Origin of the sequence: Paraburkholderia sp. MM5496-R1 (assembly GCF_050436205.1) — a bacterium.
GTDB lineage: Bacteria > Pseudomonadota > Gammaproteobacteria > Burkholderiales > Burkholderiaceae > Paraburkholderia > Paraburkholderia tuberum.
Genome location: NZ_JBNDLT010000003.1, coordinates 2,275,375 through 2,299,234 on the forward strand (window position 1 = coordinate 2,275,375; position 23,860 = coordinate 2,299,234).

At 64.0% G+C, this 23,860-nt stretch carries 20 protein-coding genes; 8 read left to right on the forward strand and 12 right to left on the reverse strand.

From position 1 onward, the window contains the following. Positions 1-67: 67 nt before the first annotated feature. The gene (locus OKW38_RS36655) at positions 68-859 is read right to left on the reverse strand and encodes a hypothetical protein (RefSeq protein WP_429365322.1); all 792 of its coding nucleotides are present in this window, start codon (positions 857-859) and stop codon (positions 68-70) included. 403 nt (positions 860-1,262) lie between these two features. Between OKW38_RS36655 and OKW38_RS36660 the strand changes: the two genes are divergently transcribed. Continuing rightward, positions 1,263-3,155 (forward strand): hybrid sensor histidine kinase/response regulator, encoded by a 1,893-nt coding sequence (locus OKW38_RS36660; RefSeq protein ID WP_429365323.1) that lies wholly within the window; start codon positions 1,263-1,265, stop codon positions 3,153-3,155. A gap of 46 nt (positions 3,156-3,201) precedes the next feature. Here OKW38_RS36660 and OKW38_RS36665 read toward each other — a convergent pair whose 3' ends face one another. The 4 genes from OKW38_RS36665 to OKW38_RS36680 all read right to left on the reverse strand — a co-directional run bounded on the left by OKW38_RS36665 (position 3,202) and on the right by OKW38_RS36680 (position 6,851). Continuing rightward, on the reverse strand, positions 3,202-3,969 hold the full coding sequence (locus OKW38_RS36665; protein ID WP_429365324.1) for a response regulator: 768 nt from the start codon (positions 3,967-3,969) through the stop codon (positions 3,202-3,204). 256 nt (positions 3,970-4,225) lie between these two features. Then, the gene (locus OKW38_RS36670) at positions 4,226-4,423 is read right to left on the reverse strand and encodes a hypothetical protein (protein ID WP_184067254.1); all 198 of its coding nucleotides are present in this window, start codon (positions 4,421-4,423) and stop codon (positions 4,226-4,228) included. Then, the gene (gene cydB, locus OKW38_RS36675; protein WP_187610209.1) at positions 4,398-5,402 is read right to left on the reverse strand and encodes a cytochrome d ubiquinol oxidase subunit II; all 1,005 of its coding nucleotides are present in this window, start codon (positions 5,400-5,402) and stop codon (positions 4,398-4,400) included. Before cydB ends, OKW38_RS36670 begins: the two co-directional genes overlap by 26 nt. A gap of 24 nt (positions 5,403-5,426) precedes the next feature. Further along, on the reverse strand, positions 5,427-6,851 hold the full coding sequence (locus OKW38_RS36680) for a cytochrome ubiquinol oxidase subunit I (protein WP_429365325.1): 1,425 nt from the start codon (positions 6,849-6,851) through the stop codon (positions 5,427-5,429). Positions 6,852-7,474: 623 nt separating this feature from the next. Here OKW38_RS36680 and OKW38_RS36685 point away from each other — a divergent pair. The 3 genes from OKW38_RS36685 to OKW38_RS36695 all read left to right on the forward strand — a co-directional run bounded on the left by OKW38_RS36685 (position 7,475) and on the right by OKW38_RS36695 (position 10,793). Beyond that, positions 7,475-8,296 carry an alpha/beta fold hydrolase gene (locus OKW38_RS36685; protein WP_018420811.1) on the forward strand — a complete coding sequence of 274 codons (822 nt, stop codon included), beginning with the start codon at positions 7,475-7,477 and terminating at the stop codon, positions 8,294-8,296. 358 nt (positions 8,297-8,654) lie between these two features. Further along, positions 8,655-9,449 (forward strand): NAD-dependent epimerase/dehydratase family protein, encoded by a 795-nt coding sequence (locus tag OKW38_RS36690; RefSeq protein WP_184067005.1) that lies wholly within the window; start codon positions 8,655-8,657, stop codon positions 9,447-9,449. A gap of 45 nt (positions 9,450-9,494) precedes the next feature. Beyond that, positions 9,495-10,793, forward strand: a complete 1,299-nt coding sequence (locus tag OKW38_RS36695; protein ID WP_090806101.1) for an MFS transporter — start codon at positions 9,495-9,497, stop codon at positions 10,791-10,793. Between the two features lie 315 nt (positions 10,794-11,108). Here the strand turns inward: OKW38_RS36695 and OKW38_RS36700 are convergent, their stop codons facing one another. From OKW38_RS36700 to garL, 4 genes are all read right to left on the reverse strand, one after another. Beyond that, positions 11,109-11,495, reverse strand: a complete 387-nt coding sequence (locus OKW38_RS36700; protein WP_090806099.1) for a DUF7079 family protein — start codon at positions 11,493-11,495, stop codon at positions 11,109-11,111. A 61-nt stretch (positions 11,496-11,556) separates the two neighbouring features. Then, positions 11,557-12,414 (reverse strand): hypothetical protein, encoded by an 858-nt coding sequence (locus tag OKW38_RS36705; protein WP_429365326.1) that lies wholly within the window; start codon positions 12,412-12,414, stop codon positions 11,557-11,559. A 257-nt stretch (positions 12,415-12,671) separates the two neighbouring features. Further along, entirely contained in the window at positions 12,672-13,601 is a 930-nt protein-coding gene (locus OKW38_RS36710; RefSeq protein WP_260321425.1) for a 2-hydroxy-3-oxopropionate reductase, read from the reverse strand. Continuing rightward, the gene (garL, locus tag OKW38_RS36715) at positions 13,598-14,398 is read right to left on the reverse strand and encodes a 2-dehydro-3-deoxyglucarate aldolase (RefSeq protein ID WP_429334018.1); all 801 of its coding nucleotides are present in this window, start codon (positions 14,396-14,398) and stop codon (positions 13,598-13,600) included. The genes OKW38_RS36710 and garL overlap by 4 nt, the downstream gene beginning before the upstream one ends. A gap of 232 nt (positions 14,399-14,630) precedes the next feature. Here garL and OKW38_RS36720 point away from each other — a divergent pair, with 232 nt between their 5' ends. Beyond that, positions 14,631-16,214, forward strand: coding sequence for an aldehyde dehydrogenase (NADP(+)) (locus tag OKW38_RS36720; RefSeq protein WP_429334017.1), 1,584 nt, complete (start codon positions 14,631-14,633; stop codon positions 16,212-16,214). 142 nt (positions 16,215-16,356) lie between these two features. Here the strand turns inward: OKW38_RS36720 and OKW38_RS36725 are convergent, their stop codons facing one another. From OKW38_RS36725 to kdgD, 3 genes are all read right to left on the reverse strand, one after another. Further along, positions 16,357-17,100: a FadR/GntR family transcriptional regulator gene (locus OKW38_RS36725; protein WP_429365327.1), complete on the reverse strand. Its 744-nt coding sequence runs from the start codon at positions 17,098-17,100 to the stop codon at positions 16,357-16,359. Between the two features lie 221 nt (positions 17,101-17,321). Then, positions 17,322-18,680: an MFS transporter gene (locus tag OKW38_RS36730; RefSeq protein ID WP_429365328.1), complete on the reverse strand. Its 1,359-nt coding sequence runs from the start codon at positions 18,678-18,680 to the stop codon at positions 17,322-17,324. A 190-nt stretch (positions 18,681-18,870) separates the two neighbouring features. After that, on the reverse strand, positions 18,871-19,788 hold the full coding sequence (gene kdgD / locus OKW38_RS36735) for a 5-dehydro-4-deoxyglucarate dehydratase (RefSeq protein ID WP_090806087.1): 918 nt from the start codon (positions 19,786-19,788) through the stop codon (positions 18,871-18,873). A gap of 255 nt (positions 19,789-20,043) precedes the next feature. Between kdgD and garD the strand changes: the two genes are divergently transcribed. The 3 genes from garD to OKW38_RS36750 all read left to right on the forward strand — a co-directional run bounded on the left by garD (position 20,044) and on the right by OKW38_RS36750 (position 23,502). Then, positions 20,044-21,633 (forward strand): galactarate dehydratase, encoded by a 1,590-nt coding sequence (gene garD / locus OKW38_RS36740; RefSeq protein WP_429365329.1) that lies wholly within the window; start codon positions 20,044-20,046, stop codon positions 21,631-21,633. Positions 21,634-21,733: 100 nt separating this feature from the next. Continuing rightward, positions 21,734-22,576, forward strand: coding sequence for an NAD-dependent epimerase/dehydratase family protein (locus OKW38_RS36745; protein ID WP_429334013.1), 843 nt, complete (start codon positions 21,734-21,736; stop codon positions 22,574-22,576). Beyond that, positions 22,573-23,502, forward strand: a complete 930-nt coding sequence (locus OKW38_RS36750) for an SMP-30/gluconolactonase/LRE family protein (RefSeq protein ID WP_429365330.1) — start codon at positions 22,573-22,575, stop codon at positions 23,500-23,502. The genes OKW38_RS36745 and OKW38_RS36750 overlap by 4 nt, the downstream gene beginning before the upstream one ends. The last annotated feature ends 358 nt before the right edge of the window (positions 23,503-23,860 follow it).

Below are 23,860 nucleotides of genomic sequence, written 5' to 3' on the forward strand. Positions count from 1 at the left end.
TGTACCCGGCCGTACGGGCATGCGCACTTATCGCGCTTCTTATGTGGCCTGTTGGTTATCCGAACTATTACGCGGCCACTTCATGGAATTCGCTATCGCTCGATTCCGCCGCGAGCAGATTCAGCGCAACCAGAATCGCCGCGCGATTGTCGATGTCGATCTCGATGCCGAGCGCGTCGGTGAGCCAGCGGCCGAGCTTGGTGTTGGAAAATTCCTCGGCGCCGGCCGTCTTTTTCATGGTGACGCCGAGTTTGACGGCGCGATAGTGATAAGAGGGCACCCGATGCCGAGCCGCGACCGCCGAAAGCCCGCCTTTGCCTTCGGAGCACCAGCCGAGGCTGCCGGCCAGCACGATCCGCTCGGGTTCGTCGAGCCCTTCGATGAACTCGCGTGCCGCGCGCCGCACGCGCTGTTCGTCGAGGCCGTATTGCAGCAGCACGCTTTCCACCGGGTCTTCGAGCGCGTGCGCGTGCAGATCGATTTCCTGCGCGACGCCCTCGGTCTCCATCGACACATTGCGCTGATGGCACGCGCTGCGCAGGCAGTCGATCAGATAGCGGCGGAAATACGCGCATACCGCGTAGCAATTGGACGGTGCGCTGTCGGCGCGCGCGTTCGTTTCGGTGTGGCCGGGCGCGAGGCGCAACACCTTCGCGTAGATGAACTGAGCGACCAGTTCTTCCTTGTCCTCGCCGAGCGCCTGCAATTCGAGCGGGTGGTAGGTCCGCAACGCGCGCTTGACCAGTTCGACCATCGACACCATTTCGTCCGCTGAGAGCCGGGTGCGCCTGCGCCACAGATCGGGGAGGATCGCGTCGTCGAGTTGGCGGGCGAACTCGTAGCTCGGGACTGCGCCCATGGAAAACCTCCGTCGGTTGGCAGGGAGCGCGGCGAGCCGCGGCGCGTGGGCCGCGAGTCGAGGGAAGGTGGCTGAAATGCCGCGCTGAAACGTGAATGCAGTATGGTTCGCGGCAAGGCCTTCGCCTATATGGATTAAGTGTTAGCCGATGGGTAAACTGCCGGGTAAACCTTCTGATGGATTGCTGACGATTCGTCTGAAGAGCGCGCATTCGCCGTAGAATAGACCGCGCGGGCGGCGCATTCGGTCGCCCGATTCGACCCGCGGTTGCCACGAAGTGCCGGAGGGCCGCCGCTTCGTCAGTGTTTCGTCTCAACGAAGTTGCCATGCCCGCGCGATAAAGCTGCGTGGGATCGGCGTAAGCGCTAAAGCGCTCACGCCGATCGACAGAGGAGACCGCCCCATGCGGGCCGACCCGATCCAGCGTGCCATCGACGAAGACCTCGTGCGCGTGCTTTACGCGCAGGATCCGATCGCGTTCTTTTCGCACTGGTTTTCGATCGCGGTGCTGGTGGCGATCTACTGGCCGCATGTGCCGGCCCCGCCGCTGTTTATCGCGTGCTTCGTTTTTTATGCGCTCGCCAATTGCGCGGGCCTGGCGCTGTGGATTTGCAATCGCCGCTATCCGCAGCTCGTCTCGCCGCGCGACTGGATCTATCTGCACGCGCTGCGCGGCGTGCTCCTCTATAGCGGGCCGGGCTTCGCGGTGTGGTTCGCGTTCCAGAGTCCGCAAACCGATCTGCCGTTATTGCATACCGTACTGCTGGTGACGCTCGCGGCCGGCGTGTTCATGTCGAATGGATTCGACCTCCTCAATTTTTCGACCTCGATTCCGTTTCTGCTGCTGCCGTCGATCGTGCTGCATTTCGGCTCGCATACGTTCGATCGCACGATTCTCGCGATCGTGCTCGCGTTCTTCTTCTGCGCGATCAACGTCTACGCGATGAGCTATCGCAAGCTGTTTCGCCAGGTCGTGCAGGCGCGTGTCGATCAGCAATACCTCGCGGAATCGCTGGCCGCGCAAAAGCGCGTCGCCGAAGAAGCGAGTCTCGCGAAGACGCGCTTTTTCGCGGCGGCAAGCCACGATCTGCGTCAGCCGCTGCATGCGATCGGCCTGCTTGCGGCATCTCTGAACGATCCGGCGGCGACGCCCGCGCAGCACGCGAAGACGGCCGGGCACATCGTCTATAACGTCGAGGCGCTCAATCAGCTGTTCAACCAGGTGCTCGATCTCGCGCGGCTCGAAAGCGGCGTGACCCAGGTGATCCGGTTGCACTTCCGGCTCTCCGAACTGTTCGACCGGGTCGGTAGCCAGTATCGTCCGCAGGCCGCGGCGAAGGGGCTCGCGCTGCGCATCGCGCCTACGACGATGGTCGTCTACGACGATCCGGTGCTGCTCGAACGCGTGTTGAGCAATCTGCTGTCGAACGCGGTGCGTTATACGGAGCAAGGCGCGATCTGGCTCGGCTTGCGGCGCGCGGGGCGACAGAAGGGCGGCTATATCGAGGTCCGCGATTCGGGCGTCGGCATTGCGCCGCAAGAGCACGAGCGGATTTTCGAGGAGTTTTACCAGGTCGAGAATCCGCAGCGCGACGCGCGTCAGGGGCATGGGCTCGGGCTGCCGACCGTCAGGCGGCTCGTCGGCCTGCTCGGCGGCGAGTTGCAGCTGCGCTCGGCGCCGGGGCGCGGCTCGGTGTTCCGCTTTGCGGTGCAGGCGGGTGACGCGAGCGGCATCGTCGCGAGTCTGAACGATTCGGTCGCGGGCGGCCCGGCGGCGCAGGGGCGGCGCGTGCTGTGCATCGACGACGAGCCGTCGATACTCGAAGGCCTCGCGAGTCTGCTCGAGCGCTGGGGCTGCGACGTGCGCGGCGCGCGCGACGAAGCCGGCGCGCTCGCCGCGCTCGCGGACGGCTTCGTGCCCGACGCGGTGCTGTGCGACTACCAGCTCGCCAATCACCGCACCGGCGCGCAGGCGCTGAGCGCGATACGGGGCGTGCTTGCGCGGCAGGGGCACGGCAATGTGGTGACGCTGCTGATCACCGGCGATATGGCGTCGGCGGAGCTGACGGCGCTCGCGTTGCAGGGGATTCCGGTGCTGCACAAGCCGGTGACGCCGGCGCGCTTGCGGCGCACGCTGGAAATGCTGTGGCAGCAGGCGGAGCTCGATCAGGGGCGGCCGGCGGGTGCGGTGGTGTTGGGGGGCGGAGCGGCGGACGACCCAGCGCCGTCGCCCGCCGCGGCCGGCTCGCCGCAAGCTGAAGCGGGCTCAGGGGCGCAAAGCGAAACGCAGCCTTAGAGGCTGGAAACCAAGACGGGTTGGGCTTGCGGCGCAGCACAAAGCGCTACAACGTCTTCCCGGCCTCCAGCCATCCATTGATTACGGCGATCGCCGTCGACCGGTTATGCACACCAAGCGCCCGAAAGATCACCGACAGATGCACCTTCACCGTGCCTTCGGCGACGCCGAGATCGCGCGCGATCATCTTGTTGGTCCAGCCGCGATGCACGAGCCGCATGATGTCCTGCTGACGTGGTGACAGGTTCTCCAGCAGATGCTGCTGATGCGGCTGCAGCGACGGTACCTGCGTGACCGGTTCGAGCTGCGGGACGGTGCCGGGGCCCGGCCCGCGGACGGCTTGCGCGGCGGCGCCCGGGGCCGGCACACGTGCCGATCCATCCGCATCGGCCCTCGCCTGCGTCTCGCGCGAGCCGAGCAGACTCAGCGCCTCCATCGGCACATAGGCACCGCCGGACAGCACCAGTTCGATCGCCTTCAGCATCACGCTGGCGGGCTGGCGCTTGGGGACGAAGCCGAGCGCGCCGGCCGCGAGCACCGCGCGCATCTCGTCGGGCGATTCCTCGGCGGACAGCACCACGACCGGCAGCGCCGGATTCGCCTTCAGCAGCGTTTCGAGCGACGTCGCGCCGCTCATGCCCGGCATATGCAGATCGACGATCGCGAGATCGTGATTCGCGTCGGGGCGCGCGGCGGTCGCAAGGGTTTCCCAACTGTCGGCTTCGTCGAACTGGGCGTCGGGATCGAAGCCGCGCAGCATGCCTTTGACGCCTTGCCGGATCAGTTCATGGTCGTCGGCTACAAGAAACTTCATGATGTCTCCGCGAGTCGAGCCTGTCCGTTGAGGGCTGCCGCCGTTGCACATGCCGCAGTTGCAGGCTGCGCAGTTGCGCTGCGACGCGCGTGGCCGGCTGCCGGCATCGTTCGATGCGCTTCGTGATGTTAAGGCAGGTCTCCCGCGCATAGGTTCCGGCTTGCTACGTAGACGAGTCGCGCGCCCCGTTTTTGAAGCGCTGACGCGCACGATCCGGAAGGTTATGCTCGCCGGATCGACACGGGTTCGCGCGCCGCTATCTGACCGCGAACAGCGTCGCATTCATGAGAAGCTTGAAGGCGAAGCCGAGCGACATCGCCGCGGTCACGCCGAAGCACCATAGCGCGATGAACCAGAGCCAGCCCGGCAGTTTGCGGCTGGGCGTCGCGGCAGTGGCGGTGGGAGCCGACGCACTGGCACCGCGCGTTTCAGTGATAGTGATGTTGGTCGCCATGACGCACCTTGCCTCGAAAGACCCAGTAACCCATCGTCGTATAGGCGACGATGATCGGCAGGATCACCGCCGCGCCGGCCAGCGTGAACGTCTGGCTCGAGCGTGGCGCGGCGGCTTCCCATAGCGTGATGCTCGACGGAATCGCATACGGCCACAGACTCACGAGCAGCCCGAGATAGCCGAGCAGCACGAGCGCCAGCGCGAGCACGAACGGCGTGTTGTGATGGCGCGCGCGCACCGCGCGATGCATGAAAAACGCGCAGATCGCGACGAGGAACGGCACCGGCAGCAGACGGTAGAAGATCCCGTCATGGAACCAGCGTTGCGCGATGCCCGCATCCATCAGCGGTGTCCACAGGCTCACGAGCGCGATGAAGCCGAGCAGCACCAGCGTCAGCGGCCAGACCACGCGATGCAGCCGTCGCTGCAGATCGCCCTCGGTCTTCGCGATGAGCCAGCAGCAGCCGAGCAGCGCGTAGGTCGCGACGAGTCCGAGGCCCGTCAGCAGGCTGAACGGCGTGAGCCAGCCGAACGCGTCGCCGGCATAGGCGCCATCGGCGACCGGAATGCCTTGCAGGAACGCGCCGAGCACGATGCCCTGGAAGAACGCCGCGCCCGCCGAGCCGCCGATGAACGCGAGATCCCACAGATGCTTCGTGCGCCGCGACTTCGCGCGGATCTCGAACGACACGCCGCGAAAGATCAGGCACACGAGCATGAACACGAGCGGCAGATAGAGCGCCGACAGCACGGTCGAGTAGACGACCGGAAACACCGCGAACAGCGCGGCGCCGCCGAGCACGAGCCAGGTTTCGTTGCCGTCCCACACCGGCGCGACCGTGTTCATCATCAGGTCGCGTTCCTTTTCGTCGGGGAAGAACGGAAAGACGATGCCGATGCCGAGGTCGAAGCCGTCCAGCACCACGTACATGAAAAGGCCCAGCGCGATGATCGCGGCCCATACGACGGTTACGTCCATTTTTTCTTTCTCTCGAAGCGTAGGTTAGACGGCGTCGATCATCTGATCGGCGGCGGACAGCGGGCGGCGCGCGGTCTGCGCGAGCGTCGGCTGCGGCAGGCCGTGGGACATCTCGTTCGCCTTGCCGCCAGGCAGCGCGGGACCGGAGCGCATCAGCTTCAGCATGTAGTAGATGCCGGTGCCGAACACGAGGAAGTAGACGGCCACGAACGTCATCAGCGACAGACCGACCTGCTGCGTGGTCAGCGGCGACACCGCCTGCGACGTGCGCATCACGCCGTACACGACCCACGGTTGACGGCCCGCTTCGGTGGTGACCCAGCCGGCCAGCAGCGTGATGAAGCCGCTCGGCCCCATCGCGACACACAGCCGCTGGAACCACTTCGCTTCGAACAGGCGCCCGCGCCGGCGCAGCACCCAGGCCGCGATCGACATCGCGATCATCAGCACGCCGAGGCCGGCCATGATGCGGAAGCTCCAGAACACGACGGTCGAATCCGGCCGGTCCTGAGGCGGAAATTCCTTCAGACCGCGGATTTCGCCGTCCCAGCTATGCGTGAGGATCAGGCTGCCGAGGTGCGGCACCGACACCGCGTAGCGCGTGGTCTCCGCCTTCATGTCGGGGATGCCGAACAGGTTCAGCGCGGTGCCGCCTTTTTCGGTATCCCACAAGCCTTCGATCGCCGCGATCTTCGCCGGCTGATACTTGCGCGTATTGAGGCCGTGCTGATCGCCGACGAAAGCCTGGATCGGCGTGAGGATCAACAGCAGCCACAGCGCCATCGAGAACATCTTCTTGACGGCGGGATCGCGCCGGCCGCGCAGCAGATGCCACGCGCCGACCGCCGCGACCACCAGCCCCGCGACGATGAACGCCGCGAGCGCCATATGCGCGAGCCGGTAGGGGAACGACGGATTGAAGATGATCTTGAACCAGTCGAGCGGCACGACATGACCGTCGACGACCTCGAAGCCCTGCGGCGTCTGCATCCAGCTATTGGACGCGAGAATCCAGAAGGTCGAGATCAGCGTGCCGATCGCGACCATCAGCGTCGCGCCGAAGTGCGCCCGCGGACTCACGCGCTGCCAGCCGAACAGCATGATGCCGAGGAAGCCCGCTTCGAGAAAAAATGCGGTCATCACCTCGTACATCAGCAGCGGACCGGTGATCGGCCCGGCGAAACTCGAGAAGCCCGACCAGTTGGTGCCGAACTGATAGCTCATCACGACGCCGGAGACGACGCCCATGCCGAAGGCCACCGCGAAGATCTTCGACCAGAACAGACAAAGATCTTTGTAGTAGGCCTTGCCGGTTTTCAGCCAACGCCATTCGAGAACGGCGATGAAACTGGCGAGACCGATGCTGAGCGCGGGGAAAACGATGTGAAAAGAAACGGTGAACGCGAACTGAATGCGCGCGAGATCGAATGCCGATAGTGCGGAGTTCATGATCCTGTTGTGCGTGATGGCCGCGTGAGCAGACTTACGCGCGTCGACCGATGTCGGTGCGCACTGCGCTGGGCAGATGGCGCAAGAGTAGGGGATCGAAACAAAAAGTGTTGCGATGCGATGTGCGTCAAAAAACCGCCTTGTTTTATGCGAAATACGCTTATCGATGAGGCAAGCCATTGTTGAATATCAAGTTTCTTTTGGCGGCTGATACGTGGCCGTGTGTGCCTCGTCGCGTGAGCTGCGTCAATCGACCGCGCTGCAGCAATGCGTTTCGCGCAGCCTTGCGCGGCAAGGTCGCGGGCGGTGTCTGTCGCCAGCCGACAATCGATCCATCCAAACCGACTTCGTCGGTGGGCGTGCTGGTCAGGCGATTTTTTTACTTCTACGATGCACGCTGCCGCGTGGCCGTTTCAGCGATTTCTCTTCAGTATTCGTTGCGCATTATCCGTTCGCCATTCGTTTGGTGTTGATGTTATTTCGCGGCGGAATTTCTCAATAGGTCATGACTCATTTCCGCATTCGCACGGCGTTCTGTCATGCGTCGCGCGCATGCTTCGTGAGCAGCTTGCGCTTCATCCACCTGCCGGCGACGGCAGACTTCATCGACAAGGAGTCAGCAGATGAGCACGATCAGGACGAAAGACGGTACCTCGATTTTCTACAAGGACTGGGGCCATGGCCGCCCGGTCGTGTTTTCGCACGGCTGGCCGCTGACCGCCGATGCATGGGATGCGCAGATGCTGTTTCTCGGCAGCAAGGGCTTTCGCGTGATCGCGCACGACCGGCGCGGTCACGGCCGCTCGGAGCAGCCGTGGGACGGCAACGAGATGGACACCTACGCCGACGATCTCGCCGCGCTGATCGAACATCTCGATCTGCAGGACGCGACGCTGGTCGGCCATTCGACAGGCGGTGGCGAAGTTGCGCATTACATCGGCCGGCATGGCACGGGGCGCGTCGCGAAGGCTGTGCTGATCGGCGCGGTGCCGCCGCTGATGCTGAAGACCGCCGATAATCCGCTCGGCCTGCCGATCGACGTGTTCGACGGCATCCGCAAGGGCGTCGCGGACGATCGCTCGCAGTTCTTCAAGGATCTGGCCGTGCCGTTCTACGGCTACAACCGGGAGGGCGCGAAGGTGTCGCAGGGCGTGATCGATTCATTCTGGCGCCAGGGCATGGCCGGTTCGATCAAGGGGCTATATGACTGCATCGAGCAGTTCTCCGAAGTCGACTACACCGAAGATCTGAAGAAGATCGACGTGCCGACCCTGGTGCTGCACGGCGACGACGACCAGATCGTGCCGATCGACGCAGCCGGCCGACGCACCGCGGAGATCGTCAAGAACGCAACGCTGAAGGTTTATCCGGGCGGCCAGCACGGCATGTGCACGGTGGAGGCCGACAAGGTCAATGCCGATCTGCTCGAATTCATCGGCGCCTGAGCGAACGTAACGATGTGATCTGTTGAGGGCGCGGGCGGCATACGGACGCCGCTCGCGTCGGACGCCACGCGCCCGCTGGCGTCGGGTAAATCCACTCCTGGAACAAAAATCCACTTCGAGTTATACGATGTCGCACCAACGCGACGTTCCTATGCCTTTGTTTTTTAAAGAGCTACGAAACCGACGCGCAGTAATTTAAGGGTAAATGCGGAGTTGAAATCCGCTTGCTCATCGTCGATAGTACGTTATCGTACAACTTGAGTGTGTTATGCGACGCGCGCAGCGCGATTCGCCGGCCGCTCAGATCCTCTGTCTGTTCTCTGAAGACCTCGCGCGCGGCGCAGTAAAAGGAACCCCTATGAAGAAGATTGCCCTGAGTGGCGCCGGCGGCCAGCTCGGCTCCGTGGTACGTGCTGAATTCGTCGCGCGTGGCGTGCCGTTGCGCTCGGCCGCGGGCTCCAAAGTCCTGACGCCGCTCGTCGACGGCGAAGACGTGATGAACGGCGACCTGCGCGATCCGGCGGTGGTCGACCGTCTGCTGAACGGCGTGGACGTGCTGATCCATTTCGCCGGCACGAGCGTCGAGCGTCCGCTGCCCGAGATCATCGAGAACAACCTGCGCGGCCTCGTCGAAGTCTACGAAGGCGCGCGCCGCAACGGCGTGAAGCGCATCGTGTTCGCGAGCTCGAACCACGCGATCGGCATGTATCCGGTCACCGAGCATCTGAGCCTCGACTGCGAACTGCGCCCGGACGGCTTCTACGGCCTGTCGAAGGTGTGGGGCGAAGCGCTCGCGCGCATGTACTGGGACAAGCACGGCATCGAAAGCGTGTGCGTTCGGATCGGCAGCTGCCTCGAGCGTCCGACCGAGCAGCGCCATCTGAGCACCTGGTTCGGCCACAAGGACCTGATGCATTTCCTCGAGCGCTGCATCGAGGCGGAAGACGTCGGCTTCCTGACCATCTGGGGCGTGTCGGCCAATACGCGCAGCTGGTGGGACAACAGCGGCGCCGCGCGTCTTGGCTACGAGCCGAAGCAGAACGCCGAGGACTACGCGCAAGACATCCTGTCGCGCCCGAATCCGCTCGATGAGCTGTGCCAGCGCTACCAGGGCGGTAGCTTCGTCGGCATCGACTATTCGCGCAAGGCTTGAGTCCCGTTCGGCTTGACGGGCAATGCATCACGAGGAGTAGCAGCAATGAAGATCAAGGGTATTCGCTGGTGGATGGTCGCGCTGGTCGCGGCCGGCCTGATCATCAACTACCTGGCGCGTAACACGTTGTCGGTTGCGGCTCCGACGATGATGAAGGAGCTGAACATCACGACCGAGCAGTATTCGCACGTGGTCGTGGCGTGGCAGCTCTGCTATGCGTTCATGCAGCCGGTCGCCGGTTTCGTGCTCGACACGATCGGCACCAAGGTCGGCTTCGCGGTGTTCGCGCTGGCGTGGTCGGTGGCTTGCGCGGCGGCGGCATGGGCGACGGGCTGGCGCAGCCTCGCAGTGTTCCGCGGTATCCTGGGTCTCGCCGAATCGGCCGGGATTCCGGCTGGCGTGAAGGCGACCAGCGAGTGGTTCCCGGCGAAAGAGCGTTCGGTTGCGATCGGCTGGTTCAACATTGGCTCGTCGATTGGCGCGGTGCTTGCGCCGCCGCTCGTCGTGTGGGCACTGTTTCACGGCCGCTGGCAACTCGCGTTCGTGATCGTCGGCGTGGCGGGTATCGTATGGAGCGTGCTGTGGATGACCATCTACAAGCATCCGCGCAACCAGAAGCTGCTGGCCAACGCGGAGCGCGAGTACATTCTGAGCGGCCAGGAAGCGAAGCATCACGATGACATCAACGCGCCGAAGCGCAACTGGCGCGCGATGCTGGCGAGCCGCGATTTCTGGGCGATCGGTATTCCGCGAATTCTGTCCGAGCCGGCCTGGCAAACGTTCAACGCGTGGATTCCGTTGTACATGATGACCGAGCGTCACATGAACCTGAAGGAAGTCGCGATGTTCGCGTGGATGCCGTTCCTCGCCGCCGACATCGGCTGCGTGCTCGGCGGTTATCTGAGCCCGCTGTTCCACAAGTACGCGAAGGTGTCGCTGTTCACGTCGCGCAAGATGGTGTTCGTGGTCGGTGCGCTGTTCATGATCGGGCCGGCGTGTGTCGGTCTCGTCGAGAGCCCGTACATGGCGGTGGCGCTGCTGTGCGTCGGCGGCTTCGCGCACCAGACGTTGTCGGGCGCACTGTACGCGATCACCTCGGACATGTTCGGCAAGCACGAGGTCGCGACCGCGACGGGCATGGGCGGCATGGCTGGATATCTGGGCGCCGCGGCGTTCACCGCGCTGTTCGGTGTGCTCGTCACGCAGATCGGCTATAGCCCGCTGTTCGTCGTGCTGGCGGTGTTCGATCTGATTGCCGCGGTCGTGGTCTGCCTGATGGCCAGGAGTTCGGAAAAGATGCCGGAGCCGAAGTGGGCGTCGGCCGGTGCGGTGACGGCGAAGTAATGTGAAGTGCGGTTGGCTTTAGTGGGCCGATGTTGTGAAAGAAGCGGCGCCCACGAGTGGGCGCCGTTTTTTTATTTGCGGGTTTGAGGCGGTCGACTGGATGCTGGTGTTGTGGCGCGAGCATCGCGACAAACTACTCGCTGAGAAGCCTCTTTAATTCGTCAAGAAATGAAGCCGTCGTGTAGCCCATAATTCCGGACCAAAATCCTGCCCATTGTTGTAGTTGCTTGCATTCGAAACGGGTCGTGTTTGCAATCGGCGTGTTCTCCTGGCAGGCTCGGATCGACAGCCCTTCTTGTCCGCTCTTTGACCCAGTTAGCTCGCGGAGACTGAGATCAGCGTTGCTTTGACCTTTTCCCAATCCCTAGCAACGGGCTCCATCGTCCATTGTCGCCATCTGCGCCGCAAGATGACCGGCAGGCGCGGGCGGTTGGATTGTTTCTCAAGGTGACTCAGGACGATGTCCCGCACCGCCTCAGGGCTCCACCCGCTCCATTCGCCGGCCACGAGGAAATTTGGCAGGAACGCCGGCGCCACCTCGTCGCGCAGGATGTCTTCCAACTCCTGCAGCCCAAAACCTGAACACCGCAGTCTTTCCGCGACGTACCGGCAGGCAATCTCATCGAATTCCGCATCAAGGAAGAGTTCGGAGAGCGCAACCCACACCGGAAGGCGGCGTTCGACTTCATCGGGCTTCAACATGGGCGTCTGCAGTGAACGTGCTTGAGCATCGCATTGCTAATGTGCTTGAGTGACTGCCAGCTTATCGGCGCATCGTCGTCTGATAGACAGTACCGAATACGATGTCACTGCCGAAGGCGAAAAGTATGCCCCCGATGAGCGCCACCGCGCCAACCACGCAGACAGGTGCCGTTGCTGTACACACGCCGGTGGCAACCGCACCGGTACTGACGGCCCATCCACCCCATGCACCGGCTGCTGCTATTGTGCCTCGGCGGGCAATCTCGCGCGGCTTGTTCTCTGCCTTGTAGACTTCATAGACCCCGACGGCGACGGACACCAGAAGGAGGCGGCGACCCACCGTGCCAAGCTTTCGGGCGAGCGTACTGGCCGAAGTCCGGTCGGTGCCGGCACTTTGGACGATGCGCAGCCAGACAGCAGATTGCTCGGTCTCGGATAAGGCTGAAACCGGACGTTTGAAGAGTGCCTGCGCGTTCTTTTCGGCCAAACTGGCCAGCGAGGGGCTGGTCCTCTTGAGGTTCGTCACATATGCCCTGATCGTCGGACTCGTGCGCATACGAGTCAATTCGAGGATTTGCTGACGCATGGCATGAGCTTGTTCTGCCGCTTCGGCAACACTGAGGCCCCCGCTTCTGACCCGCTGCTGGAAATTGCCACTCATGGCTTGAATATCACGCAGGTATTGCGCTCGAACACGTTCGTCTCTGATGCATGTGGCGGCAAATTGGCTGGCGGTTCCCTGTAGCGCCGCCAGGGCTTCGTCAAGGGGCTGTGGTTGTGTTGAAATCATCGTTGTCTCCCACAAGAACCCCGCCAAAATAACGTCGACCACAGGGACAGGAAATGGGCGATGGATGATTCTTGTGTCCAATTGATCCGATGAGGTGCGAGTTTTTGACTGCATATCGCTCGTGGTCATGCGCTAGCCACTGGCTAACGCACGGCAGCAGACGGCAATCCGAGGAGACACGGGGCCGGGAGTCCATCGCTAAACACGATAAAGGGGTCGCGTTAGGCGGCGAAAGGCTCTACGGCCCGGAAGAGGGAGAAGGGGGAGAAGGCATCACGCGCAAACTACGTACGATGCCCAAGAATGCAAAGTGCAATCGAGCCGGCCATCAGTCACTTGAAGACCGACGGACAACCCGATCGCAACTATTTCGAACCTACGTCAAATCACGCGCTCTTCTGACCGATCTCGTGATTCGCGAGCACTTCGAGCGCGCGCACCATCGCCGAGTGGTCCCACGCCTTGCCGCCGTGCGCGACGCACGCGTTGAACAGCGCCTGGCAGGTGGCGGTGTTCGGCAGCGACACGCCGAGCGCCTGCGCGGTCGACAGCGCGAGGTTCAGGTCCTTCTGGTGCAGTTCGATGCGGAAGCCCGGATCGAACGTGCGCCTGGTCATGCGCTCGCCGTGCACTTCGAGAATGCGCGACGATGCGAAGCCGCCCATCAGCGCCTCACGCACGCGCGCCGCATCGACACCCGCCTTCGACGCGAGCAGCAGCGCTTCGCCGACCGCCTCGATGGTCGCCGCGACGATCACCTGGTTGGCGACCTTGCACACCTGGCCCGCGCCGACCGCGCCGATCAGCGTGACGTTCTTGCCCATCATGTCGAACAGGGGCTTCACGCTGTCGAACGTGGCCTGTTCGCCCCCGACCATGATGGTCAGCGAGCCGGCCTTCGCGCCGACTTCGCCACCGGACACTGGCGCGTCGAGATAATCGGCACCGGATTCGCGCACGCGCGCCGCGAAATCGCGGGTCGCCATCGGCGAGATCGAGCTCATGTCGACGACCGTCTGGCCGGCGCGCAGCGCGCTCGCGAGGCCGTTCTCGCCGAACAGCACGCGTTCGACGTCCGGCGTGTCAGGCACCATGATGAAGATCACGTCCGCGTTGGCGGCGACCGCGGCGGGGTTCTCGCATGCGACGGCGCCGGCCTGCGTGAGCTCGGCGGGCACGCCGCTACGCGTAAAGGCGGCGAGCGACACGCCGTTTTTCAGAAGGTTGGCGGCCATGGGCTTGCCCATGATGCCGAGTCCGATAAAGCCTGCTGTTTGCATGGAATGCTCCGAAGATGTCGTGGCGGCCGCGTTCAAGCCTCACCCGCCGGTTTCTGCATGAAGTGTTTCTGTGCCACCTGCGCGGCGCCCTTGAGCAACCCGAGATCCGCGCAGACCGCGACGACGCGCGCGCCCATCGACAGATATCGTTCCGCGTCGGCCTGCACCGGCGCGAGAATGCCGCTCGACTTGCCGGCCGCCTGCGCGCGGGCGACCACATGCGCGATCGCCTGCTGCACGTCCGGATGGCTCGCATTGCCGAGGTGGCCATACGACGCCGCGAGGTCGGACGGACCGATGAAGACCGCGTCGATGCCGTCCACCGCGAGGATGCTGTCGATATTCTCGACCGCCTTGCGGCTTTCGATCTGCGCGATCACGCAGACATTGTCGTTGGCGATCGCGAAGTAGTCGGACACGGTGCCGTAGCGATTGCCGCGATGGCCGACCGATACGCCGCGAATGCCCTGCGGCGGATAGCGTGTCGACGCGACCGCGCGGGCGGCGTCGTCGGCGCTGTCGACGAAGGGCACGAGGAAGTTCGAGAAGCCGCAGTCGAGAAAACGTTTGATCACGACGCTGTCGTTGGCCGGTGGTCGGACGACCGGTGCGCTGCCGCTGTCCTTGAGCGCCATCAACTGCGGGATCAGCGTGAGCACGTCGTTGGGCGCGTGTTCGGCGTCCAGCAGCATCCAGTCGAAGCCGACCGTGCCCAGCAGTTCAGTGGCGATCGGGCTGGCGAGCGACGCCCAGCAGCCGATCTGGGTTTTTCCCTCGCGCACCGCGCGCCGGAAGCGGTTGGGCAAGGATTCGTAAGGCGTGACGGCGGGCATGCGGTGTCTCCTCGAACTGCGATGGATCGGGAAAAGCTGCGACAATGCTAAACCGCGAAATGCGAGTTATAAGTCGTCGTATGACTAGCTACAGATTAGCACCGCGCGGCCCGGTTGTAATGGGCGAGTATACCCGTATGCGCCTGTCAGACAAGCGTTTCGGGTTGCATAGGGCCCCCGCGATGTTGTAGGATGACCTATATCTTTAGCCTTCATTAAAGGAAAGTCAAAAATGCCTATTACCGGCGAAATGCTGATCGGTCGCAAAGCCGTGCGCGGCGAAGAAAAACCGCTGCGCGCGTTCAATCCTGCCACGGGTTCGGAGATTGCCGAGCCGGTGTTCGGCAGCGGCACCGTCGAGAACGTCGAGCAGGCCTGCACGCTCGCGCAACAGGCGTTCGACGCCTACCGTCAACTGCCGCTCGCAGTGCGCGCCGAGTTCCTGGACCGTATCGCTGACGGCATCACCGCGCTCGGCGACGAGCTGATCGAGCGCGCGCAGGCTGAATCGGGACTGCCGAAGGCGCGTCTGGAAGGCGAGCGCGGCCGCACCACCGGCCAGTTGAAGCTGTTCGCGCAGACCGTGCGCGCGGGCCAGTGGCTCAACGCTACGCTTGATTCGCCGCTGCCGGAGCGCAAGCCGCTGCCGCGCTCGGATCTGCGCATGCAGAAGATCGCGCTCGGTCCGGTCGCGGTGTTCGGCGCGAGCAACTTCCCGCTCGCGTTCTCGGTAGCGGGTGGCGACACCGCCGCGGCGCTGGCTGCTGGCTGCCCGGTCGTCGTGAAGGCGCATCGCGCTCACCTCGGCACGTCGGAGCTGGTCGGTCGCGTGATCCAGCGCGTCGCGCAGGAAATGGATCTGCCCGAAGGCGTGTTCTCGATGATCGTCGGCGCGGGTAACTCGGTCGGCGAGGCACTGGTTGCGCACCCGGCCATCAAGGCGGTCGGCTTCACCGGTTCGCGCGCGGGCGGCACTTCGCTGATGCGCGTCGCGGCGGCGCGTCCGGAGCCGATCCCGGTGTACGCGGAAATGAGCAGCATCAACCCGGTATTCCTGCTGCCCAACGCTCTTGCGGCACGCGGCAACGGCATCGCGCGCGGTTTCGTCGACTCGCTCGTGCTCGGCGCGGGCCAGTTCTGCACCAACCCGGGCCTCGCCATCGCGATCGACAGCGACGCGCTGAAGGGCTTCGTCGCGACGGCATCGGAAGCGCTCGCGGCGAAGCCGGCGCAGACCATGCTGACCTCGGGCATTCACGCCGCGTATGAGGAGGGCGAAGGCAAGCTGGCCGCGACGAAGGGCGTCGAAGTCGTGGCACGCGGCGTCGCCGCGACCGGCCCGACCCAGGCTTGCGCGGCGCTATTCGTGACCGACGCGCAGACGTTCCTCGCGAACCCGGCGCTCGAAGACGAAGTATTCGGCCCGGTGTCGACGATCATCCGCTGCAAGGACGAGCAGGAAATGCTGAAGGTCGCCGAACACTTCGCCGGCCAGCTGACCGCGACGCTGCAGATGGACAGCGCCGACGTGGCGGCTGCGAAGAAGCTGGTGCCGATTCTCGAGCGCAAGGCCGGCCGGATTCTGGTCAACGGCTTCCCGACCGGCGTCGAAGTGTGCCACGCGATGGTCCACGGCGGCCCGTTCCCGGCGACGTCGGATAGCCGAGCGACCTCGGTCGGCACCACGTCGATCGACCGCTTCCTGCGCCCGGTCTGCTACCAGGACTTCCCGGCCGAGTTGCTGCCGGAAACGCTGGCTGACGGCAATCCGCTCGAACTGTGGCGTCGTCGCGATGGCGAACTCACGCGCGGTTAATCGCGTGACGCCGTCCTGAACGGATGCGTGCCCGGGCCGGTCGGCCGGGCACGGATCGAAGGGAAGGGCGGACGCAATCGCAAGATAAAAAAATGGCCGGGAGATTCCCGGCCATTTTTTTCGCCCGCGCGCTTCGTGAGAATCAGCTGTTCGCTTCGCTCACTTCATTCGCGCGACGCAGCCGCTCGCGGCTATTCGACAGATGCATGCGCATCGCCGCGCGTGCGCCTTCGGCGTCGTGCCGGCTGATCGCCTCGAGGATGCTTTCATGCTCGAGGTTCACGAGCGACAGATACGCATCAGGATCGGCGCGCGCGATGCCGGCCGAGTCGAGCCGGTTGCGCGGAATCAGCGCGCTGCCCATTTGCGACAGGATGTCGACGAAATAGCGGTTGCCGGTTGCGCGTGCGACCGAGATGTGGAACTGCAGGTCGGCCTGCACGCTGTCGAGCCCGTTGTGGCGCGTGGCCTCGATCGCGTCGAGCGCGGTGCGCATGCGCGCGAGGTCGTCCGGTTTCGCGCGTTGCGCGGCGAGACCGGCGCATTCGGTTTCGAGGCTGATGCGCAGCTCCAGAATGCACAGCACGTCGCGCAGCGTGGTGGCGGGCACCATGTCGATGCCGAGCTTTTCGCGTTGCGGCTCGAGCACGAAGCTGCCGATACCGTGCCGCGTCTCGATGACCTTGCCTGCCTGCAGGCGCGAGATCGCCTCGCGAATCACCGTGCGGCTCACGCTGAGTGTGCTCATCAGCTGCGATTCGGTGGGGAGTTTGTCGCCCGGCTTCAGCAAGTTGGCCGCGATCTGCTCGGTGACGTAGTTGACGACGAACTCGGCAAGATTGCGAGCGCGTCGTGGCGGTGCCGCGGATACTAGTGGTGTAGCCATCGAAAACGCTCCTTGTTTGAAAGATCGCTGGGAATCGTGCATTTTTATTATATCGTCGTCTGACGACTGATTATAGAAGGCCGGATCGTTTCCGGCGCAAATGTCACGCATATCGGCGCAGGCCCGAAGTTCGGCGCCTCGGCGCGGATAGATCGCGCGAGGCGCCGGGTCGGTCGGCCGGAAGTACGATAACCGCGACGATAACCAAGCCTATAACGGGCTCACGCCGGGCGCAACTCGACCCGCCGGATGTCCTTGACGATCACCAGATAGCTGATCACGGTCAGCAGCGCGTTCGCGCCGACGAACACCAGCGCGCCATTGAACGAGCCCGTGCGCGCGACGAGATAACCGATCACGATCGGCGTCACGATGCCGGCGATGTTGCCGAACATGTTGAAGATCCCGCCGGACAAGCCGAGCGCTTCCTTCGGCGACGTATCGGCGACGACCGCCCAGCCGAGCGCGCCGATGCCCTTGCCGAAGAACGCGAGCGACATCAGCGCGACGACGACCCAGTCGGTCGACACGTAGTTGCAGCCGATGATGCAGGTCGACAGCAGCATGCCGCCGACGATCGGCACCTTTCGCGCGACGGTCAGCGAACAGCCGCGGCGGATCATTCCGTCCGACAGCACGCCGCCGAGCACCCCGCCGAGAAAGCCGCAGATCGCCGGCAGCGAGGCCACGAGGCCCGCATGCAGGATCGTCATGCCGCGCGCCTGCACGAGGTAGATCGGAAACCACGTCAGGAAGAAGTAGGTCAGGACGTTGATGCAGTACTGCGCGAGATAGACGCCGAGCAGCATGCGGTTGCTGAGCAACTGACGCACGAGCGTCCAGCCGCCGGCCTTCGAAACATCGTCCGGGCGCGTCTTGCGCGCACCGCTGACGAGGCCGCCGCCTTGCTCGATGTACTCGAGCTCGGCGCGCGACACGCGCGGATGGTCGGCGGGATTCTTCATGACCTTCAGCCACGTCAGCGCGAGCAGCAGCCCGGCCACGCCCAGTACGACGTAGACCATTTCCCACCCGAACGCGTGCGTGAGCCACGCCATCAGCGGCGTGAACACGACCGCGGCGAAGTATTGCGCGGCGTTGAAGATCGCCGACGCGGTGCCGCGCTCGTTGGTCGGGAACCAGCTCGCGACGACCTTCGCGTTCGCCGGGAACGCCGGCGACTCGGCCGCGCCCATCACGAAGCGCAGCGCGAACAGGCCGGTAATCGCCGCACCGGCGCTGCCGAGCAGGCCGACCGAGCTCTGCAGCAGCGTGAATAGCGACCACGAGAAGATGCTCGCCGCGTACACGCGGCGCGCGCCGAAACGGTCGAGCAGCCATCCGGCCGGCAGTTGCGACAGCACGTAAGCCCAGCTGAATGCGGAAAAGATATAGCCCATGCGGATCGCGTCGAGGCTGAACGCGGTGCGCATTGCGGAACCGGTGACGGACAGCGTCGCGCGGTCGGCGTAGTTGAGGGTGGTGATCACAAAGATCAGCAGCAGGATCCCGTAGCGGACCTTGGTGCGTGCCGCGCTAGAAGCGGCGTCGGTGGAACTGGCCGAGCGGCTCAAGTCCATGGGTCATCTCCTGTATTGTTTGGCGAGGTGTAGTCTGCACACCGGGTGGCCCGCAGACCACCTGCCTGTCGGGCAAACACACGAACGCCCGGCGACATTGCTGTGCCGGGCGTTCGCCACGCGGCCGTCTAGGCGGCCCTCATCGATGAGGCTCGCGAGCTACTTCGCTCGAAGCCCTGACGCCGGTGCCTTACTGCGGTCCGAGCTTCTTGATCAGCGCGTCGAGCTGTTCCATTTCTTCCGGCGTCAGATCGGTCAGCGGTGCGCGCACCGGACCTGCGTCGTGGCCGACCAGCTTCGCGCCAGCCTTGACGATGCTGACCGCGTAGCCGGCACGGCGGTTGCGGATCTTCAGGTACGGCAGGAAGAATTCGTCGATCAGCTTGCCGACCGTCGCGTGGTCGTCAGCGGCGATCGCGCGATAGAAGTCCATCGCGGTCTTCGGAATGAAGTTGAACACCGCCGACGAGTACACCGGCACGCCCAGCGCCTTGTAGGCGGCAGCGTAGACTTCCGCGGTCGGCAGGCCGCCGAGGTACGAGAAGCGCTCGCCGAGGCGGCGGCGGATCGTCACCATGTTTTCGATCTCGCCCACGCCGTCCTTGAAGCCGATCAGGTTCGGGCAACGGTCTGCCAGACGTTCGAGCATGTCGGCGTTGAGCTTCGAGTTCGCGCGGTTGTAGATGATCATGCCCATGCCCGGAACAGCCTTGCAGACCTCTTCGGCGTGCTCGGCGATACCGTCCTGGCTTGCTTCGGTCAGGTAGTGCGGCATCAGCAGGATGCCGTGCGCGCCGAGGCGCTGCGCTTCCTTCGCGTAGGCGATCGCCACGCGGGTCGGGCCGCCGGCGCCGGCGAGGATCGGTACCTTGCCCTTGCAGACCTCGACCGCGGTCTTGACTACTTGCGTGTAGTCGTCTTGCGTCAGCGAGAAGAATTCGCCCGTGCCGCCGGCGACGAACAGCGCCGATGCGCCGTACGGAGCGAGCCATTCGAGACGCTCTGCGTAGGTGTCGGCGCGGAAGTCGCCTTTAGCATCGAAGTCGGTGACGGGGAAGGACAGGAGGCCTTCCGAAACGATCTGCTTGAGTTCCTGCGGTGTCGTCATGATCAAAGTATCCAGGCGTCGGATTGGGTCGTTGTTGGTTCCAACCAGTACAACGGACGTCGTACTAGTAGAAAATCTTTGGAAATCAGATTTCTTATACGTCATCGTACAACAACAAATCCGGTAACTCAACGGGGTTTTCACGGCATAATTCACGCTATAGGGTAAATACGGAACATCCAGGCGAAACTTCACGTTGTAGGATGACGTATGATTTCTGGCGAAGCAGGCCTATCACGCCTCAAGGATCGATCAATGGAACAAACTCCGCTCTACATCCGCGTTCATCCCAATGACAATGTCGCGATCGTCGTCAACGACGGCGGTCTGGGCGAGGGCGCGGTATTTGCCGATGGCCTCAGGCTGCGCGAGCGTGTGCCGCAGGGCCACAAGGTCGCGGTGGCCGATCTCGCCGAGGGCGACGAGGTCATCCGCTATAACGTCGTGATCGGTTATGCGCTGAAGCCGCTGCCGAAGGGCAGCTGGATCAACGAACACGTGATCCGCATGCCGAGCCCGCCGGGACTCGAAGACCTGCCGATCGCCACCACCAAAGCGCCGGACATGCCGCCGCTCGAAGGCTATACGTTCGAGGGCTACCGTAACTCGGACGGCTCGGTGGGCACGCGCAACATCCTCGCGATCACGACCACCGTGCAGTGCGTCGCCGACGTCGTGCAACACGCGGTCACGCGCATCAAGGCCGAGCTGCTGCCGAAATATCCGAATGTCGACGATGTCGTCAGCCTCGGTCACACCTACGGCTGCGGCGTCGCGATCGACGCGCCCGACGCGATGGTGCCGATCCGCACCGTGCGCAACATCGCGCTGAACCCGAACTTCGGCGGCGAAGTGATGATGGTGAGCCTCGGTTGCGAGAAGCTGCAGCCCGAGCGTCTGATGCCGCCGGGAACGATTCCGATCGCGGCGGCGGCGGTCGTCGACGACGTCGCGGACATCGGTAATGTCGCGCTGGACCAGAACGGCGACGTCGTGGTGTTGCAGGACGAATCGCACGTCGGCTTCCAGTCGATGATCACGTCGATCATGAGGATGGCCGAAGGGCATCTGAAGCGCCTGAACAACCGCCGTCGCGAAACCTGTCCGGCGTCGGATCTGGTGATCGGCGTGCAGTGCGGCGGTAGCGACGCGTTCTCGGGCCTGACCGCGAACCCGGCCGTCGGATTCGCAACGGACCTGCTGGTGCGCGCCGGCGCGACCGTGATGTTCTCGGAAGTCACCGAAGTGCGCGACGGCGTCGATCAACTGACCGCGCGCGCGGCCAATGCGGACGTCGCACAGGCGATCATCCGCGAGATGCAGTGGTACGACGATTACCTGAAGCGCGGCGGCGCGGACCGCAGCGCGAACACGACGCCCGGCAACAAAAAGGGCGGCCTCTCGAACATCGTCGAAAAGGCGATGGGCTCGATCATCAAGTCGGGCAACTCGGCGATCTCCGGCGTGCTGTCGCCGGGTGAGAAGGTCAATCAGAAGGGCCTGATCTACGCGGCGACGCCGGCCAGCGACTTCATCTGCGGCACGCTGCAGGTCGCCTCGGGCATCACGCTGCACGTGTTCACGACCGGCCGCGGCACGCCGTACAGCCTCGCCGAAGTACCGGTCATCAAGGTCGCGACGCGTTCGGACCTCGCGCGTCGCTGGCACGATCTGATGGATATCAACGCCGGCACGATCGCGACCGGCCAGTCCAGCATCGAGGAGGTGGGCTGGGAACTGTTCCGCCTGATGCTCGAAGTCGCGAGCGGCCGCAAGGAAACCTGCGCGGAGAAGCTCGGACTGCACAATGCGTTGACGCTGTTCAACCCGGCGCCGGTGACCTGAGCAGGCACCGTGCCCCGTCAATACTCGGGCGAGCGCCGGTCCAGCCGGCGCTCGCTTTTCCGTTCAGAAGACCCGATCGCAATCACAACATCCAAGAGACATGACCGATTTGAACGTTGACCGCTCCGCGGCAAAGAAACCCTTCCGCCGTCTGCTGCTCACCGGCGCCGCGGGCAACCTCGGCAAGCAACTGCGTCCCGCGCTCGCGCAATGGGCCGACATCGTGCGCGTGTCCGATATCGCTGCGCTCGGCGAAGTCGCCGCGCACGAGGAAGCGGCCGTCGTCAATCTCGCCGATGAAGCAGCCGTGCACGCGCTGCTCGAAGGCGTGGACGCGGTGGTGCATCTCGGCGGCATCTCCGTCGAAGCGCCGTTCGAAGACCTGCTCGAAGCGAACATTCGCGGCCTCTACAACGTGTACTCGTCGGCGCAAAAGCATGGCGTGAAGCGCATCATCTACGCGAGCTCGAATCACGCGGTGGGTTTCCATCCGGTGACGTCGGTTATCGATACCGAAGTGCCGCTGCGTCCGGACGGCATGTACGGCGTGACGAAGTGTTTCGGCGAATCGCTGTCGCGCTACTACTTCGACCGCTTCGGTCTCGAGACCGTGTGTTTGCGGATCGGCTCATCGTTCGAGCAGCCGAAGACCGCGCGCATGCTCATCACGTATCTGAGCTACCGCGATTTCATCGAGCTCGTGCGCTGCTCGCTGTTCACGAACCGCGTCGGTCACGCGATCGTCTACGGCGTGTCGAATAACCGCATCTCGTGGGTCGACAACACGAACGCCGCGTTTCTCGGCTACCGTCCGCAAGACAGCTCGGCGCAGTTCGAACACCTGTTCCCGCCGAGCGCCCCCGACACGCGCTTCGACGACCCGACCCAGCTGTACCAGGGCGGCCCGTTCGTGCTGGCCGGTCCGATGGAGCCTAAGCAATGAGCGCGAATCCGCAAGTGGAGCGCTTCGAAGCGGCCGGTCGGTTGCCCGCGGCCACCGGTGAAAGCCCGGTCTGGCGCGCGGCCGAGCAGGCGCTGTACTGGGTCGACATTCCGGCGAAAAAGATCGTGCGCGGTTCGCTCGCGACGGGCCAGCGCAGCGAATGGCTGCTGCCGGAACAGGTCGCCTGCATCGCGTTCGATCACGCCGGCACCGTGCTCGCCGGCTGCGAGACCGGGTTGTTCGCGGTCTCGCTCGCGGACGCGTCGAAAGCGGCGAGCGGCGAGCCGCTGACAGCGTCGCTGCGCAAGCTCGCGGCGCCTGAATTCCCGCACGGCGGAATGCGTTTCAACGACGGCCGCTGCGACCGGCAAGGGCGTTTCTGGGCCGGCACGATGGTGATGGACATGGCCGCGGCGATCCCGGGCGGCGCGCTGTACCGCTTCGACGAGAAGGGCGTGCTGTCAGCGCCGGTCGTCGCTTCGCTGATCACGCAGAACGGCCTGGGCTGGTCGCCGGACGGCACGACGATGTATCTGTCCGACTCGCATCCGCTGCGCCGGCTGATCTGGGCGTTCGACTACGACGTCGACAGCGGTGAGCCGCGCAACCGCCGCGTGTTCGCCGACCTGCATCACTATTCGGGCCGTCCGGACGGCGCGGCGGTCGATGCCGACGGCTGCTACTGGATCTGCGCGAACGACGCCGGTCTGCTGCTGCGGTTTACGCCGCAGGGCAAGCTTGACCGGCAGGTTCCGGTGCCGGCCATCAAGCCTGCCATGTGCGCGTTCGGCGGCCGCGATCTCGATACGCTGTTCGTCACCTCGATTCGTCCCGCCAACGGCGCGAGCGAGCACGACGGCCACGTGTTCGCGCTGCGGCCCGGCGTGAGCGGGCTGCCTGAACCAGAATTCGCAGGGCAACTGTAACGTTGCTTGCATGAAGCATGCGCCGGGACGAAGTTTTTCTCCCGGCGTTTTCATTTTTCAGGACCATTCGTGTGGCCCTTTATTTGTCACTCGTCGTACAACGTGTTGTGTGAAGACCACGCCGCCACGTATTTCTTCAGCAAAAACTACCACAGCTCCGCAGACTGTACCGATTCCGTCCCCATCCAATGCCGGACGGCGCGGGACCTTGTGACATGCCACGCCGGTCATCCGTACCGGCGCTTTTCTTGATGCGGGTAAATACCGTCTGTACAAGATAAAACCCCTTTTATAGACTTCGTATGTTGTCGTACAACATATAAGCCCAAACAAATGGCTTTCTGTGTTGGTGTGACAG